Annotated in this window: 19 protein-coding genes; 9 read left to right on the forward strand and 10 right to left on the reverse strand. The window is 62.4% G+C overall.

The window, feature by feature from the left end; genetic code table 11:
• Positions 1-3 precede the first annotated feature (3 nt).
• The 6 genes from sfnG to Y703_RS0103730 all read left to right on the forward strand — a co-directional run bounded on the left by sfnG (position 4) and on the right by Y703_RS0103730 (position 4,008).
• Positions 4-1,149 carry a dimethylsulfone monooxygenase SfnG gene (gene sfnG, locus Y703_RS17730; RefSeq protein WP_035763703.1) on the forward strand — a complete coding sequence of 382 codons (1,146 nt, stop codon included), beginning with the start codon at positions 4-6 and terminating at the stop codon, positions 1,147-1,149.
• The gene (locus tag Y703_RS0103710; RefSeq protein WP_026551639.1) at positions 1,149-2,480 is read left to right on the forward strand and encodes an O-acetylhomoserine aminocarboxypropyltransferase/cysteine synthase family protein; all 1,332 of its coding nucleotides are present in this window, start codon (positions 1,149-1,151) and stop codon (positions 2,478-2,480) included. The genes sfnG and Y703_RS0103710 overlap by 1 nt, the downstream gene beginning before the upstream one ends.
• Positions 2,477-2,980 carry a CoA-binding protein gene (locus Y703_RS0103715; protein WP_026551640.1) on the forward strand — a complete coding sequence of 168 codons (504 nt, stop codon included), beginning with the start codon at positions 2,477-2,479 and terminating at the stop codon, positions 2,978-2,980. The genes Y703_RS0103710 and Y703_RS0103715 overlap by 4 nt, the downstream gene beginning before the upstream one ends.
• A 197-nt stretch (positions 2,981-3,177) precedes the next feature.
• Complete coding sequence (locus Y703_RS0103720) at positions 3,178-3,438, forward strand: hypothetical protein (protein WP_026551641.1); 261 nt, start codon at positions 3,178-3,180, stop codon at positions 3,436-3,438.
• A 69-nt stretch (positions 3,439-3,507) separates the two neighbouring features.
• Positions 3,508-3,717, forward strand: a complete 210-nt coding sequence (locus tag Y703_RS17735) for a hypothetical protein (RefSeq protein WP_051427275.1) — start codon at positions 3,508-3,510, stop codon at positions 3,715-3,717.
• A 27-nt stretch (positions 3,718-3,744) separates the two neighbouring features.
• On the forward strand, positions 3,745-4,008 hold the full coding sequence (locus Y703_RS0103730; RefSeq protein WP_026551642.1) for a hypothetical protein: 264 nt from the start codon (positions 3,745-3,747) through the stop codon (positions 4,006-4,008).
• 223 nt (positions 4,009-4,231) lie between these two features.
• On the opposite strand, the gene Y703_RS0103735 is transcribed toward Y703_RS0103730, so the two are convergent.
• On the reverse strand, positions 4,232-5,038 hold the full coding sequence (locus Y703_RS0103735; RefSeq protein WP_026551643.1) for a carbon-nitrogen hydrolase family protein: 807 nt from the start codon (positions 5,036-5,038) through the stop codon (positions 4,232-4,234).
• A 72-nt stretch (positions 5,039-5,110) separates the two neighbouring features.
• On the opposite strand from Y703_RS0103735, the gene Y703_RS0103740 reads away from it, so the two are divergent.
• Positions 5,111-5,605 carry a DUF427 domain-containing protein gene (locus tag Y703_RS0103740; protein ID WP_026551644.1) on the forward strand — a complete coding sequence of 165 codons (495 nt, stop codon included), beginning with the start codon at positions 5,111-5,113 and terminating at the stop codon, positions 5,603-5,605.
• Between the two features lie 110 nt (positions 5,606-5,715).
• Positions 5,716-6,492, forward strand: a complete 777-nt coding sequence (locus tag Y703_RS0103745) for a SurA N-terminal domain-containing protein (protein WP_026551645.1) — start codon at positions 5,716-5,718, stop codon at positions 6,490-6,492.
• A 16-nt stretch (positions 6,493-6,508) separates the two neighbouring features.
• Here Y703_RS0103745 and Y703_RS22485 read toward each other — a convergent pair whose 3' ends face one another.
• From Y703_RS22485 to Y703_RS17750, 8 genes are all read right to left on the reverse strand, one after another.
• The gene (locus Y703_RS22485; RefSeq protein ID WP_253907925.1) at positions 6,509-7,114 is read right to left on the reverse strand and encodes an EAL domain-containing protein; all 606 of its coding nucleotides are present in this window, start codon (positions 7,112-7,114) and stop codon (positions 6,509-6,511) included.
• Positions 7,115-7,130: 16 nt separating this feature from the next.
• The gene (locus Y703_RS22595) at positions 7,131-8,285 is read right to left on the reverse strand and encodes a sensor domain-containing diguanylate cyclase (RefSeq protein WP_216698859.1); all 1,155 of its coding nucleotides are present in this window, start codon (positions 8,283-8,285) and stop codon (positions 7,131-7,133) included.
• Positions 8,286-8,462: 177 nt separating this feature from the next.
• On the reverse strand, positions 8,463-8,729 hold the full coding sequence (locus Y703_RS17745) for a DUF3253 domain-containing protein (protein WP_035763705.1): 267 nt from the start codon (positions 8,727-8,729) through the stop codon (positions 8,463-8,465).
• Between the two features lie 8 nt (positions 8,730-8,737).
• Positions 8,738-10,024 carry an adenylosuccinate synthase gene (locus Y703_RS0103760; RefSeq protein ID WP_026551646.1) on the reverse strand — a complete coding sequence of 429 codons (1,287 nt, stop codon included), beginning with the start codon at positions 10,022-10,024 and terminating at the stop codon, positions 8,738-8,740.
• Between the two features lie 197 nt (positions 10,025-10,221).
• On the reverse strand, positions 10,222-11,133 hold the full coding sequence (locus Y703_RS0103765) for a glycine betaine ABC transporter substrate-binding protein (RefSeq protein ID WP_026551647.1): 912 nt from the start codon (positions 11,131-11,133) through the stop codon (positions 10,222-10,224).
• A gap of 64 nt (positions 11,134-11,197) precedes the next feature.
• The gene (locus Y703_RS0103770; protein ID WP_026551648.1) at positions 11,198-12,142 is read right to left on the reverse strand and encodes an ABC transporter permease; all 945 of its coding nucleotides are present in this window, start codon (positions 12,140-12,142) and stop codon (positions 11,198-11,200) included.
• Entirely contained in the window at positions 12,139-13,356 is a 1,218-nt protein-coding gene (locus Y703_RS0103775; protein ID WP_026551649.1) for a quaternary amine ABC transporter ATP-binding protein, read from the reverse strand. The genes Y703_RS0103770 and Y703_RS0103775 overlap by 4 nt, the downstream gene beginning before the upstream one ends.
• 460 nt (positions 13,357-13,816) lie before the next feature.
• On the reverse strand, positions 13,817-14,203 hold the full coding sequence (locus Y703_RS17750) for a DoxX family protein (protein WP_051427276.1): 387 nt from the start codon (positions 14,201-14,203) through the stop codon (positions 13,817-13,819).
• A 47-nt stretch (positions 14,204-14,250) separates the two neighbouring features.
• Between Y703_RS17750 and Y703_RS0103785 the strand changes: the two genes are divergently transcribed.
• Positions 14,251-14,853 carry a hypothetical protein gene (locus Y703_RS0103785; RefSeq protein WP_026551650.1) on the forward strand — a complete coding sequence of 201 codons (603 nt, stop codon included), beginning with the start codon at positions 14,251-14,253 and terminating at the stop codon, positions 14,851-14,853.
• Positions 14,854-14,865: 12 nt separating this feature from the next.
• On the opposite strand, the gene Y703_RS21900 is transcribed toward Y703_RS0103785, so the two are convergent.
• The coding region (locus Y703_RS21900; RefSeq protein ID WP_155849391.1) for a DUF3151 family protein at positions 14,866-15,024 on the reverse strand (159 nt) is incomplete at its 5' end.

Consider the following 15,024-nt stretch of genomic DNA (forward strand, 5'->3'; position numbering starts at 1 on the left):
CGCATGGCTATTGACCTTTCCCAACCCCTCAAGTTCGCCTACTGGGTGCCCAATGTGAGCGGTGGCCTGGTGGTGTCGACAATTGAGCAGCGCACCGGCTGGGACTTTGACTACAACAAGAAGCTCGCGCGCATCGCCGAGAACGCCGGTTTTGAGTACGCGCTCTCGCAGACCCGGTACGCGGCGTCCTACGGCGCTGACAAACAGCACGAGGCGACAGCATTCTCGCTGGCCCTGCTCGGCGCGACCGAGAAGCTGAAGGTGATCGCCGCCGTCCACCCCGGCATGTGGCAGCCCGGCGTACTGGCCAAATTCATCATCACCGCCGACCACATTTCAGGCGGGCGGGCTGCCGTGAACATTGTGTCGGGCTGGCTGAAGAGCGAGTTCTCCGGATTCGGATTGCCCTGGCTGGAGCACGACGAACGGTACGTGCGGACCGAGGAGTTCATCCGGATCCTGCGCGGCCTCTGGACCGAGAAGAACTTCTCGCAGGCCGGCAAGTACTACAACATCACCGACTTCACCCTCAACCCGCCGCCCGTTGACGTGCCGGGGCGGCCGCACCCGGAGATCTTCTTCGGCGGGAACTCGACCGCTGCGCAGGCAACCGCTGGCAGGGTGGCCGACTGGTACTTCTCGAATGGGAAGGATCTGGAAGGTTTCAAGGAGAACATCGCTGGTGTGCAGGCGTCAGCCGAAGAGGCGGGTCGGCACCCGCGATTCGGGCTCAACGGGTTCGTGATCGCCAGGGACACCGAAAAGGAAGCCCGCGAGACGCTCCGCGAAATCGTGGCCAAGGCGCACAAGCCCGCCGTCGAAGGGTTCCGCGGGGCAGTCCAGGAGGCCGGAGCCTCCACCCGGGACGGCAAGGGCATGTGGGCCGACTCGTCCTTCGAGGACCTGATCCAATACAACGACGGGTTCAAGACGCAGCTCATCGGCACTCCTGAACAGATTGCCGAGCGCATCGTCGAGTACAAGAAGATCGGCGTGAACCTGATGCTGACCTGCTACCTACATTTCCAGGAGGAGGTCGAGGCATTCGGTAGGGACATCCTTCCCATCGTCCGCGAACTCGAAGCGGACCTCGCCCGTAAGCAGGGCCTAGATTTCATTGTTGACGACCAGATTAAGGCAGGTGTCTGATGGCTGACCGCAGCTTCGGTTTCCGCACGCGAGCTCTTCACGCGGGCGGCACCCCCGACTCGGCCCACGGGGCCCGGGCAGTACCCATTTACCAGACGACGTCCTTCGTCTTCAAGGACACGAACGACGCCGCCAACCTCTTCGCACTGCAGAAGTACGGCAATATCTACTCACGAATCGGCAACCCAACTGTCGCAGCGTTCGAGGAGCGGATCGCCTCTCTCGAGGGCGGGATCGGGGCGGTGGCGACGGCGTCGGGGATGAGCGCCGAGTTCATCACCTTCGCAGCGTTGTGCCAGGCCGGGGACCACATTGTCGCCGCATCGCAGTTGTACGGTGGCACAGTCACTCAGCTCGACGTGACGCTCCGCCGGTTCGGCATCGACACAACCTTCGTGCCCGGCACTGACCCCGCCGATTATGCTGCTGCGATCCAGGACAACACCAAGGCCGTCTACGCTGAGGTGATTGCCAACCCATCCGGCGAGATCGCTGACATTCAGGGGCTGGCAAAGATCGCCCACGACGCCGGAGTGCCGCTGATTATCGACTCCACCCTGAGCACTCCCTACCTCATCCGGCCGATCGAGTACGGGGCGGACATTGTGATCCACTCCGCCACGAAGTTCATCGGCGGACACGGGACTACCCTCGGCGGCGTCGTCGTCGAAAGCGGGAAGTTCAACTGGGGCAACGGCCGGTTCCCGACAATGACCGACCCCGTGCCCTCCTATGGCAACATCCAGTGGTGGGCCAACTTCGGCGAGTACGGGTTCCTGACCAAGCTCCGCACCGAGCAACTGCGTGATATCGGCCCGTCGCTGTCACCCATGTCCGCCTTTCAGCTGCTGCAGGGCGTCGAAACACTAGCCCAACGACTCGACGAACACCTTTCCAACGCGCAGGCCGTGGCCGAATGGTTGGAGAACGATCAGCGGATTGAGTACGTCAACTACGCCGGACTCCCTTCGCATCGCCATTTTGAGCGGGCCGCCAAATATCTGCCACAGGGTCCGGGCGCGGTCTTCAGCTTCGGTGTGACGGGCGGCCGGGCAGCGGGGCAGAAATTCATCGAATCGCTGCAGCTAGCCTCGCATCTGGCGAACGTCGGTGATGCGCGCACGCTGGTCATCCACCCCAGTTCAACCACCCACCAGCAGCTCTCGGCTGAGCAGCTGGTCACCGCTGGCATCCCTGAGGACCTGGTGCGCATTTCGGTGGGGCTTGAGGACCTTGAGGACATCCTGTGGGACATTGACCAGGCGCTGGACCTTGCCACCGCTCCCACCCTTGAAGCAACCCCCACTCCACATGAGGAAGTGACTGCATGAGCGCTGATCTGCAAACTGCACGGACCTGGGATGGCCCATCCGCCCCGGAACGGCTTTCTCTCTTACGCAGCGCGAAGTCGGTCGCCATTGTGGGGGCATCCGACAAGCCGTCCCGTGCATCGTACTTCGTTGCGACCTACCTGCAGTCGTCGGCTCCCTACCGGTTGTACTTCGTCAATCCGGTGGCCAAACAAATTCTGGGCCAACCCGTGTATGCGTCGCTCGCGGACCTGCCCGAGGTCCCCGACATTGTTGATGTCTTCCGGAAACACGATGACCTGCCCGGCGTTCTTGAGGAAACAACTGCGGTCGGCGCCAAGACGCTGTGGCTGCAGCTGGGATCCTGGCACGAGGGCGTGGCGCACGACGCCGAAGACGCCGGGCTGAACGTGGTGATGGATCGCTGTATCAAGATCGAGCACGCGCGGTTCCATGGCGGGCTCAACCTGGCCGGCTTCAACACGGGAGTGATTTCCTCCAAGCGTCAGGTCACGGCCTAAGTCGTACGACCTCATCCGCCCGGCTTAAGATGCCCGGCCTAGGACGGCAAACACGCCGATGAGTTCCACCCCGACTATTTATCGACCTCACCGCTCAATCACGGCGAATCCTTGACGAAGGTCACAAAATGATTAGGGGTTGAAGAGTCAGCAGGAAGTGAAAACGCCGCCAGGCGGACTAAACGAAAGGCAGACAAATGATGATCAAGCGACAGAGTGCTTTAACGGGAATCGGACTGCTTCTGAGTGTCGGTCTTATCGCGGGTACCGCATCAATTGCCAGTGCCGCCCCTGCGCAACCCGTGCTCAGCTCGACGACTATCGCTGCAGAATCGCAGGCTGCTCCCAGTTCAGCTGAAACAGCCAAATTAACTGACGGACTCGATTTCATCATGTCGATCCCGGACAGCGTGCTTGCCCAAGGGCATAGCGCGACTCAACAGTGGGTTGCCGCCTAGCAAGCCCAGCCTTCCGGGGGCACTGTTCAACCAGCGGCTAACATCTTGAGCTGCTCAGGCGCTATCGCCGTGGCTATCGCTGGTGTTGCACTTCCGGCAGCCAAGTTCCTGACGATCAAAAAACTTGCCAACGAACTCTGCGGTGTATCCGAGGCTGTGAAGCTGATGTGGGGCGCGAGCTTCCAGTACGAGAAAATGCAGACCGCAGGCGGAGCTCTCGCTGCGCTCGGCGCCGAACTTTTGGGTATCGCTGCCATCCAGCAGGAATGCTTCAACTAACCTGTTCACTGAAGTGAAAGGAAAACCATGAAGAAGCTAATACCTATCGCCATCCTGGTGCTCGCCGCTGCGGGGATCACAGTTGGCGTGATCTTCTCGAATCTTCTCGTCGGCTTGGCCCTGGTCGCCCTGGCACTCGGGCTGTGGGCCTACTCGACGAGCGTCATGGGACGGGCCACGCCGGGAGGCGCCCAGCCCGGGTCAGCGGACGCCGCTACCATGCGCCGCTACCGTGAGGAACACCCCGACGCCACCATCATGGACGCTGTCCGGCGTACCCGCGCTGAATAGTCGATCCACGAACCTAAAGAAACGACCCCGAGGCTCAGGTCTGCTGGTCCCTACCGGCAGTGCTTTGTCTCAGGGCCGTTTTTGCGCGGACTCACTGTGCGCCGCTTGAAGTCGTTCTCAAACACGCCGTCGGGATCCAGTTCTCGGACCAGGGCGCGGAAGTTCCCTGGCCTCGGGTAGAGCGCCTCCATAGGAGGCAATACCCACGGATCGAGTCAATCCGTTAGTGGGACTCGACGATTTCCTCATTGCGGGCGAACCGGCGGTTCTTCAGCACTGGAAGAAATTCACGTACGTCCGCGATCCGCTTTCGGGAGACGTCAGTGGTGACCACGCCCTCCTCCTCATCGGTGAGGAACACCTGCGGGATACCCATCGGATCGAGGATCGCCGAGTGGCCGATGGTATGCCCGCTCGAGGTCCCCGCGGCAGCAATCCAGACGGTGTTTTCGATGGCGCGGGCCTTCAGCAGCGTCTCCCAGTGATCAACTTTGTGGTCACCCTTGAACCAGGCGGCCGGCACCAGGATCAGGTCTGCCCCGCGGTCGGCGAGCGCACGAGCCTGTTCCGGAAAGCGGATGTCATAGCAGGTCATCAGCCCCACTGAGAGGTCGCCGATCGCGACCACCTTGATGCCGCCGTCGCCCGGTTTGATCCGGGTGGACTCCTGGTAGCTGAACGCGTCATACAGGTGCAGCTTGCGGTACGTGTCAACGATTTTCCCCGTGGCGTCCACTAGAACCAGCGTGTTGTAGGGGCGATCCTCGCCGCTCCCTTCATACCCGCCGGCAACAATAGCGATGCCCAGTTCCACTGCGATGAACGACAGTTGCTGCACGAACGTCGACCAATTCTCGTCCACGGCTCGAGCCAGCGAACCCTCCACCTTTCCGATGGAGAACATGGACTCCTCGGGAAAGACGATTAGCTCCGACCCTTCGGAACGCGCCTGTTCGGCGAGCCCCCGCATGGTCTTGAGGTTCTCTGAGACGTCTCCGCCCGGTCGGAACTGCCCAACGCTGATCTTCATTGTCGCCGCTTTCAGTCATGAAATAGGTGCCCTAATAGCCTACCGAATGACTGAACGTCCTATCGTTGGGTTATGAGACTGCAACCTATACCCCCAGGGCCCGGCCAGGAATCCGTCTGGGACTACCCTCGCCCGCCACGGTTGGAGAAGGTTCCTGAACCGGTGCTGATCGAATTTGGCGGAAAGTTGATTGCTGAGAGCACGACCGCGGCCCGCGTCCTCGAAACCAGCCATCCACCGGTGTACTACGTGCCGATCGACGACTTCGTTGCAGGTGCGCTAGCCCCGGTGGAGGGCTCGTCGCTGTGCGAGTACAAGGGAATGGCCGCCTATTACGACGTCGTCAGCGGGAACCAACGCGCACGGCGGGCTGGCTGGACCTACCCGACCCCGACCCCGGGTTTCGAGGCGCTGCAGACCCGGGTGGCAATTTACCCAAGTACTATGGATCGCTGCCTGGTCAACGGCGAAGTAGTCACAGCGCAGGAGGGCGATTTCTATGGCGGATGGATCACCAGCCGCATCGTTGGGCCGTTCAAAGGAGCGCCGGGCACCTGGGGCTGGTAGGCCGGGCCAGTCCCCGACGACGAAGCACCCGTCGGAAGGTAACGCCCAGCTAACGCTCATAGAGAGCTGATAACTTCGCAGGTTGGTTATCTATCTGGCAGGAGAACGTTGTGCGCAAAAAGTTGTTACTGAGTATTGCCTTGGCCGGAATTGTGTCGGTGGCGTCCGCATGCGGCACACCCGAGTCCGGCAGTGAGTCCGGATCCGACACGTCGCAGGCCCCAGCCGAGGAGAGCGCAGCCCCCGACGCGGCTCCGGAAATACCAGAGGCCGATCTCGAGGGCGTGCCCGATGTGGTGGCAGTGGTCAACGGCACCGAAATTCTGAAGGCAGATTTCGAGTCCGTCTACACCACCCAATATCGAACGTCGGCAACGCAGTCCCAGATGTCTGGGGAGCCCGTCGACCAGGACGAGCTGAAAACCCAGACCATTGACGGCATGATCGGCACCGAGTTGCTGGTCCAGGAGGCTGGCGAGCGGGGGCTTGAGGCAAGCGATGAAGCCATCACCGCAGCACTCGACGAGCTCGTGGCAGCGAACCAGCTCGGCTCGGCCGACGAGTTCTACGCGGCGCTCGCTGAGCAGGGTATGGACGAGGCAACAGTCAAAGACCAGCTTGCCACCCAGGTCCAGGTGGAACAGCTCATCCAGGAAGAGGCCGGGGACACCGCGCCATCAGAGGAGGAGCTCACCGCTGCCTACGACGAGGCAGTGGCCCAGCAGGAGGAGCAGAACGCCCAGAGCGGCGAGGAGACCGAGGTTCCTCCCTTCGAGGAAGCAAAGCCGGCTCTGGAGGAGCAGCTCAAGACCCAGAAGGAGTCCGCAGCAGCGGAAACCCTGGTGACCAGCCTCCGTGAGGAGGCTGACGTCACGATCAACCTGTAGGACCGTGGTGCCGCAGTTACAGCGCTGCGGCACCGGGAGCGGTCTGCGTCCGCTCGGGGGATTCCATGGCGAACCATGAAGCCAACTCCGCCGCTGGCAGCGGCCTGGCGTAATGGTACCCCTGCGCCAGGTCGCAGTTGAGTCCGATCAGGGCCTCCCGCTGGTCTTCCGTTTCGACGCCCTCGGCCACCGCCTTGATTCCCACGGCATGCGCCAGCTGCACACAGCTGGCCACAATGGCCGAGTCCCCACTGTTGATGCCCAGTCCTGACACGAACGTCCGGTCGATCTTTAGCTCGTCGATGGGGAACTGTCGCAGGTAGGTCAGGCTGGAGTATCCGGTACCGAAGTCATCCACCGCCAGCCCCACCCCCAGCGCCTTCAGTGCGCCCAGCGCCTTCGCGGCCGTCTCGGGCCCCACCATCAGTGACGTCTCGGTAATCTCGAGTGTCAACAGGGGCGGGTCAAAACCGTGACGCGCCAGCACTGCACCCACCCGACGCGGAAGCTCGGGGTCGGTGAGCTGCCGGGTGGAAAGGTTCACTGCCATTTCCACGGGCCCGCGGGCTGGCTGCTCGCCGCCCAGCGCACCGCCTGCGCCACTGCCTCGTCCAGCACCCACGCCCCCAGTTCACGGATCAGCCCTGATTCCTCGACCAGTCCAATGAAGTCCGACGGCGGCAGGAGGCCCGGGTGGGGTGTTCCCATCGAACGAGCGCCTCCACCCCGGTGAGGCTGCCATCCTTCAGGTTCACGCGCGGCTGGTAATACACGCGGAGCTCGCCGTTGGCAATCGCGTGCCGCAGTTCGCCCAGCAGCTGCATTCGGTCAACTGCGGGATCGGACTGGGCCGAGTCGTGGAGTTCCCAGGTGTTCCGCCCGCTGGCCTTCGCCTGGCACATCGCAATGTCGGCCCGGCGCAGCAGCCGCTCGGGCGTATCACCGTCCTCGAAGACCGCCGCACCGATACTCGCGCCCACCACCACTTCGAGACCCTCGATCATGATCGGGGATCTCAGTGACTCCAGTAAACGCCCGGCCACGGTCGCAACCTCAGCCGTGTCGCTGACCATCTCGACGACGAAGAACTCGTCACCTGACAGCCGCGAAACACGCAGCGGGTCACTGACCGCATCCTGTAGCCGCCCCGCCACCGAGCTGAGCAGTTCATCCCCGGCCGCATGGCCCAGACTGTCGTTGACCGCCTTGAAATGGTCGAGGTCAACGAAGAGTACGACGGCGCGCCCGTCCGAGGAGGGCGCCTTCGACAGTGCGTCGCCCAGTTCCTGGATCAGTCCGGCCCGGTTCAGCACCCCTGTCAGTGCGTCGTGGAGGGCCAGGTGCTGCAGCAGGGCCTCTGCGGCGGCCCGCCTTGCTTCCGACTCTTCCGCCCGGCGGAGCGCATCCAGCAGGCTCTTTTCATACCGCAGGCGCTGGGGTGCCCCGAAGATTCCTACCCTGACCATCGCCGGTGTGGTGCCCGACGCCGGAACGCGGTTCGCTGACAGGAACGCTGCACGCCGGGAGCCGTCCTTACCGACGACCTCCAGGGCAATCTCGGAGACGGCACCGACCAGGGTCAGCTGGGGGACGCAATGCATGGTGTAGAGGAACTGGTCCCCGGCGGGGAGCAGGGCGTGAAGCGGCGTCCACAGCAGATCGGTACGGGAGTAGCCGGCCCAGGCAAGGAACGTTTCGTTGACGTCGGTGATGACGCCGTCGTCGTCGGTCAGCAGATACCCGCACGGTGCGTGCTGGAACGGGGCCTGGTAATCCAGCCTGGGGGCGCTCACGGCAAACGTCGGTGGGCGGGAAGTGCCCGCTCAGAAAACGCCGTCGGCGTCATTACTGCCCCTCGAAAAGTTGGTGTGGGCGACGGCCTCGTCGCCTGGCCGTCTGCTCCTCACTGAACTGTCGGCGGGCGCGAGCCAAATGTAAGGTCCCTCAACGCGAGGTTCGGCACTGGAAGGTCAGTCGCGCCGGCGGCGAATCCTGATGGGGCCTTTGATCGTCGAGGGATCAATGACCGTCCCGCCCTGGGTGATCTCCACCTCGCCGGCAGCGGCCAGCCGCCGGGCGGCGTCGCGAGACGCCTCCATCAGGTTCCGCCACTGCCCGTCGGACACGGCGCGCGCGGCCTCCGACGGGCAGATCGTCGCCTCAGGTGCGCGCTCGTCGAGCAGCCGCCGGATGGCGGCCTCAAGGAGCTGACCGGTGTCGGCGCTGGCGGGGGCCACTGGCTGTTCTAGCCGATCAGATCGTAAATGACTATGGTCTGGTCGCGGTCCGGCCCAACCCCGATGGCCGAGAACTGGGCGCCCGACATCTTCTCCAGCGCTCGCACGTACACCTGTGCGTTCTCCGGCAGGTCATCGATGGTGCGGGCCGTGGTAATGTCCTCGGTCCAGCCGTCGAAGTACTCGAAGATGGGCTTGGCGTGGTGGAAGTCGGTCTGGGTCATTGGCATCTCATCGTGCCGGACGCCGTCGACGTCGTACGCCACGCAGACGGGAATACGTTCAATGCCCGTGAGCACATCGAGCTTGGTCACGAAGTAGTCGGTAAAGCCATTCACTCGGGCTGCGTGGCGGGCCAGCACGGCGTCGTACCAGCCGCAGCGGCGGGGACGGCCGGTGTTGACCCCAAACTCGCCGCCCTTCGTCTGCAGGTACATGCCCATGTCGTCGAAGAGTTCGGTGGGGAACGGTCCGGCGCCCACCCGCGTGGTGTAGGCCTTGATGATGCCCACGGCACGACTGATCCGGGTGGGGCCGATCCCCGACCCGACAGATGCCCCACCGGCTGTGGGGTTCGACGACGTCACGAACGGGTAGGTGCCGTGGTCCACATCCAGGAAGGTGGCCTGGCCGCCCTCCATGAGCACTACCTTGCCAGCGTCGAGGGCTTCATTGAGCACATAGGTGGAATCGATGACGAGCGGGCGGAGACGGTCGGCGAAGGACAGGAAGTAGTCGACCACTTCCTCCACCTCGACGTCACGGCGGTTATATACCTTGACCAGCAGCTCATTCTTCTGGGCAAGCGACCCCTCAACCTTCTGGCGCAGGATTGACTCGTCAAAGACGTCCTGGACACGGATACCCAGCCGGGCCACCTTGTCCATGTAGGCCGGGCCAATACCGCGGCCAGTGGTACCGATGGCACGCTTTCCCAGAAACCGTTCGGTCACCTTGTCCAAGACCTGGTGATATGGCGCCACCAGGTGGGCGTTAGCTGAAATGCGCAGCTTCGACGTATCGGCGCCGCGGGCCTCGAGCCCCTCGATCTCCTCGAATAGTGCTTCGAGGTTGATAACGCAGCCGTTGCCGATGATCGGGATCGCGTTGGGGCTCAGGATGCCTGCGGGCAAAAGCTTCAGCTCATACTTTTCACCGCCGACGACGACAGTGTGCCCTGCGTTGTTTCCGCCGTTTGGTTTGACGACATAGTCAACCCGGCCGCCGAGCAGGTCGGTTGCTTTACCTTTACCTTCGTCGCCCCACTGGGCTCCGACAATAACGATCGCTGGCATGGGATCCTCCCCCATCGTTGCGGCAGCACCGGCAGAACACACCGATGCCGCCAGAAGTGCATGAGAATGCCCCAAGATCTACTACTGCATACCTGCAAGAGATCTGGGGCTCTTACCACCCAAGTTTAGCAACAGATCCTGCCGGCGCTCCGCTATGGTGGGAGAGTAGGGAGACCCCGCTCTCCCACCACGGGGTGTTATCCCTTGAGGCTATCGATGAAGTCTGGGTTTTCCTCGAGCCACTGATCAACGGCTTCGGCCTCCTGGCCCGACCCAAACTCGTTGACAACCAGATTCTCCAGCTGACCGTACTGCTCGTCGTTCAACTTGAAGTTGGTCATCATTTCGGCCACCTCGGGGAATTCCTCGGTGAATCCGGTACGTGCCAGCGTGTGCAGTCCTTCTACTGGGCCGAGCGCGGCCTCTGGATCCTCGAGATCCTTCAACGGGAAGGAGCTATTCGCCCAGAACGGCTTCCACAAGGTCACCACAATGTCTTCCTCAGCGTCGACGGCACTCTGCAGCTCGGTGAGCATCGCCGTGGTCGATGATTCGATCAGTTCGTAGTCGCCATCAAGGCCATACGTCGGCATGACGCTGTCCTTGGTTACGGCTGTGAGGCCCGCGCCTGGCTCGATGCCCACGATCCGGCCGTCGAACATGTCCGCGTTGCCGGTGAGATCGGCGATCGAATCGATGTCGGTGTACTCCGGAACAGCGAAGGTCAGCTTGGCATTGTCGTAATAGGCACCCAGGTCCTCGATGTCATCTCCGTACTCTTCCATGTACTCGGCATGGGTCGCTTCGGACCAGCCCGAGGGGTACACGTCAACATCACCGTTGGACAGACCGGTGTAGAGCGGCGCAGCTTCGCTCAGCTCCTGAATCTCAACGTTCATTCCTTCGCCTTCAAGAATGTTCTCCCAGAGGTACGCGGTGCTCAGACCGTCCGTCCAGGAAGGGATGATGCCCAGCGTGATGGTCTGAGCCTCTGCCTCGGACCCCTCATCGCTTGAGGCATCCGATCCTCCACATGCGGTGGCGCCCAGCGCAACAGTCATGAGAGCAGCCAGTACGCCGACTCGTCGTGTTCTTAGTTTATCCGTCATTGATCTTCTTCCTTATTCATCGGAGGGCGCCTTTCGAAGCGGCACCCATGGATTGGTGGGAGGGTCAAGATTGGGTGGCGTGCTGAAGCGGCTTGGGACCAGGTCGGCGGAGCAACCGGGCGAGCGCGACCAAAACGCGGCGGTCGCGGCTGGATCTGCCGTCCCCGACGGCTGCTGTCACACGATCGAGGAAAATCGCCAGGACGACCACTGACAATCCAGCTTCGAAACCGAGGCCGATGTCGAGCTGCGCGATCGAGGAGGTCACGGCACCCCCGAGACCGCCAGCGCCCACAAGTCCAGCAATGACCGCCATCGAAAGAGCCAGCATGATTACCTGGTTGATGCCAGCCATGATCGTCGGCAGCGCCAGCGGGATCTGGATGCTACGCAGAATCTGTCCTGGTGTGCTACCGAACGCGTGTCCTGCCTCGACCACCTCAGCATCGACCTGTCGGATGCCCAGCTCAGTGAGACGCACTCCCGGCGGTAGCGCAAAGATGACGGTGGCGACCACGCCCCCGGCTGGACCAATGCTGAAGAGTGTGACCACGGGCACCAGCCAGACGAAGGCAGGCATGGTCTGCATGAGGTCCATCACCGGGCGGATCGCATTGCTCACCGATGTCGACTTCGCCGCGGCGATGCCGAGGGGTATGGCGATCACGAGCGCGATGAAAGTCGCGATAAGTACCAGAGCCAACGTGGTCATCGCGTTCTGCCATTGATCAACACTGATCACAAAGGCGAGGCCAACAAATGAGACGATGGCAAACTTCCAGTCCTTCACCAGCCAGGCCAGCAAGGAAAACAAGGCAACGAGTACGAGGGGAGCTGGTGCGTTGAGCAAGTCGGCTAGGCCGTCGGTGGCGCCTAGGATTACATCGCGCACGGATTCGAAAAAGGAACCAAGGTTATCGTCCACCCAGTCGAATATGGTCTCGATGCCTTCTCCGACAGGGATACGGGGCACGATGGCGCCACCGGTGCGGCTGATCATAAGGCTCATGCCATCACCTCCTGATCGGGTCCAACATGTTCGACTGTCGCGTTGGGGTCGCCGAGGGCGTTGAGGAGGGTGACGCGCGGAATTACTCCGCAGAGCCGTCCGCGTTCATCGAGCACCGCCAGCGCCACGACACTTTCCGCGGCTGCTGTGAGCAGGTCGGCGAGTGGGGTGTCGAGTCGGACTGTCGCCGCCGAGCGGACCAACCCGTCGAGCTTGTCGGCGCCCTTCGCCACAGCATTGGCGACATCGTTCTCGTGCACGATCCCGTGCAGGGTCTTGTCCCGACCGACAACCATCAGGCTGGAGAGCTGGTGTTCACGCAGTAGCTTGTGGGCCGCCCGCGGGCCTTGTCCGCTGCCGAGTACTGCTGCCGGGGGCTCCATGACGGCAGACGCGGAGAGCACACGCGTGCGGTCGACGTCCTGAACGAACTGTGCGACGTAGTCGTTGGCGGGGTCGTTAAGAATCTGCTCGGTGGTGCCGATCTGCACAATCCGTCCGTCACGCATCATTGCTATCCGGTCGCCGAGACGCATCGCTTCATTAAGGTCGTGGGTGATGAACAAAATGGTTTTACCGAGCTGGTGCTGCAGGTCAATCAACTGGTCCTGCATCTCGCGCCGGATCAGTGGGTCGAGCGCGCTGAACGCCTCGTCCATCAGCAGTACGTCGGTCTCAGCAGCCAGCGCCCGGGCCAAGCCGACCCGCTGCCGCATTCCACCGGAGAGTTCGCCCGGGAGGGACCCGCCCCAGCCGTCAAGGCCGACCATCTGCAACGCTACCTGTGCTTTTTTCTCGCGCTCGGACCGATTTAGCCCCTGCACCTTCAGCCCATACGCAGCGTTCTCACCAACTGTCCGGTGGGGGAGCAACGCGAAGTGCTGGAAAACCATGCTGACCCTTTCCCGCCGTACCCGCCGGAGGTCTTTCCCCTTCAGGCGGGTGATGTCTTCGCCTGCGATGCTCAGAGAGCCAGCTGTCGGGGTGAGCAGGCCGTTGACCATCCGGATCAACGTCGACTTCCCTGAACCAGACAGGCCCATGACGACGAAGATCTCGCCCTGAGCTACATCAAATGTGGCATCGATGACGGCCGGGGTCAGGTTGTCTTTGCGGAGGTCCTCGCGCGTTGCGCCGGTGCGCATCCGTTCGATGGTGCGTTCGGGCCTGTTTCCGAAGATCTTGGAGACCTCTATGGCCTCAATGACTGGCACAGTTATCTTGCTCCTCGCTTTTAGTTGCTATTTGTCGCCATACCCTGCGGCGTTACAAAGTCGACCTGCTGCGAAACTTCCGATGTCACTTGCAAAATGCGCCAGCCCACGGACGATTGGGCTTTTGCGCTCTGGCCCTCCGTACCGCAAATGAATCGAAGTAAATACCTGCTATTAACCAGGCGATGGGCGGAAAGAAGAGGACCGTTGTCCAAACGCTGCGATTGGCATCCGCGGTATTGAGGATCCGAATATACCCGCAATTAACCTGCCGGTACGGGGCCGGGCGCCCCGCGGAGACTCCGATTGCCTTGTCAAATACGGGAGAGAATTTTGTCCGATGCCCCTCTCAGGCGCGTCCACCCGGGGGTTCCCCCTCAGTGAGCAGTGCGGCGGGGCGCTGGTTGAGTCCATCTAAATCGATGTTCTTTCGTTACACGTTCAGGTTCCTGTTTGCCCCTCAGCTAGGGCGGTCGTCCCGCTGGAAACGGTCCAGGAGGTGGGTGCGTCCCTGCCAAGCAAGCAGCAGCGCGCCGGCGCCCAGCAGCACATTGGTCCATACGTACCCGAGGTCACCGTTCACGATGTTCGTTACTGCGGCACCCGCCATGACGAGCACCAGCAGCAGGGCGCCCAGGGCACGGAACCGCGGCGCGAACAACGCGGCGCTGCCGACAAACTCGAACACCGCGGTCAGGTAAACAGTCCATCCCGGCAGCCCCGACTTTTGGAACGGCAGCAGGGCCGCCGGCTCCCCAATGACCTTCTCGATGCCCGCCCGCACGAAGAAGAAGGCAAGCACCGCAGCGAGCGCCAACCACACCAATTCGATCCGCTTCGTCTGCATAGGCCCATGATGCCACTCCCGGCGCGCGGAGAGGAGAGAATACCCTTATGGATCGTTTTATCGGCAACATCGCCGGCATTGGCACGGCGTCGGGCACGCGGCTGGTCATCGGAGTGTGGGGGGAATCCCCGTTGGGAACCTTTACCGACGTCATGGTCGAGGACGCCCGAGGGGTGCGGACCCTGTTGGCGCCGACGCAGTCCGTGGTCGACTACGTCAGTGCTACCTACACGTTTGATCGCATCCGCGTGGTCGACGTGTCGTCGACTCTCAACCCAAAGTATCTGACCGTTTCAGCCGGCCCCCTTGAGGTCACCGCTGAACTGGGTGGAGTGACTGGGCTAGGGAGGATGCTGGGATTCATTCCCGCCCGGTTGTCGACCTCCCCGCGCTGGCTCAGCCTGATCAACCCGGTCGCCGGCTTGATCATGCCGGGCGTTCAGACTGCCGGCTCGGCCGGCAACGGCCGCACTGAGTATTACGGGGTCACCACAGCCCGGAAAGTCACAGCGGCATCGGCACGCTGGGACGGCGAGGATCTGGGAGCAATCGCCCAGTTGACCCCTCCGGTGCGGTTCGGATTCAGCTCCGCCCCGGCAACGCCGATGCTGGTCACCGTGGTGACCAGCATCAAGCGCCCATCCGTGTAACTACCAAACGTCCTAGCTGCCGAGCTGCTTGCTGGCTTCCGGGTCTGATTCACCGAGGAACTTGGCGATCCGCTCAGCCTCGTCAATTTCGCCGATGGAGGCCGCTGCCCTGCCCAGCGCATACAGCGAGCGAAGGAACCCACGGTTGGGCTCATGCGAGTACGGAACGGG

It is taken from the genome of Arthrobacter sp. H20 (genome assembly GCF_000520515.1).
In the GTDB taxonomy this organism is placed as follows: Bacteria; Actinomycetota; Actinomycetes; order Actinomycetales; family Micrococcaceae; genus Arthrobacter_D.

Excerpts from the sequence above, each read along its gene's own strand:
- sfnG (WP_035763703.1), top strand. The coding sequence starts at position 4 with ATGGCTATTGACCTTTCCCAACCCCTCAAGTTCGCCTACTGGGTGCCC.
- Y703_RS0103710 (WP_026551639.1), top strand. The coding sequence starts at position 1,149 with ATGGCTGACCGCAGCTTCGGTTTCCGCACGCGAGCTCTTCACGCGGGC.
- Y703_RS0103715 (WP_026551640.1), top strand. The coding sequence starts at position 2,477 with ATGAGCGCTGATCTGCAAACTGCACGGACCTGGGATGGCCCATCCGCC.
- Y703_RS0103720 (WP_026551641.1), top strand. The coding sequence starts at position 3,178 with ATGATGATCAAGCGACAGAGTGCTTTAACGGGAATCGGACTGCTTCTG.
- Y703_RS0103730 (WP_026551642.1), top strand. The coding sequence starts at position 3,745 with ATGAAGAAGCTAATACCTATCGCCATCCTGGTGCTCGCCGCTGCGGGG.
- Y703_RS0103735 (WP_026551643.1), bottom strand. The coding sequence starts at position 5,038 with ATGAAGATCAGCGTTGGGCAGTTCCGACCGGGCGGAGACGTCTCAGAG.
- Y703_RS0103740 (WP_026551644.1), top strand. The coding sequence starts at position 5,111 with ATGAGACTGCAACCTATACCCCCAGGGCCCGGCCAGGAATCCGTCTGG.
- Y703_RS0103760 (WP_026551646.1), bottom strand. The coding sequence starts at position 10,024 with ATGCCAGCGATCGTTATTGTCGGAGCCCAGTGGGGCGACGAAGGTAAA.
- Y703_RS0103765 (WP_026551647.1), bottom strand. The coding sequence starts at position 11,133 with ATGACGGATAAACTAAGAACACGACGAGTCGGCGTACTGGCTGCTCTC.
- Y703_RS0103770 (WP_026551648.1), bottom strand. The coding sequence starts at position 12,142 with ATGAGCCTTATGATCAGCCGCACCGGTGGCGCCATCGTGCCCCGTATC.
- Y703_RS17750 (WP_051427276.1), bottom strand. The coding sequence starts at position 14,203 with ATGCAGACGAAGCGGATCGAATTGGTGTGGTTGGCGCTCGCTGCGGTG.
- Y703_RS0103785 (WP_026551650.1), top strand. The coding sequence starts at position 14,251 with ATGGATCGTTTTATCGGCAACATCGCCGGCATTGGCACGGCGTCGGGC.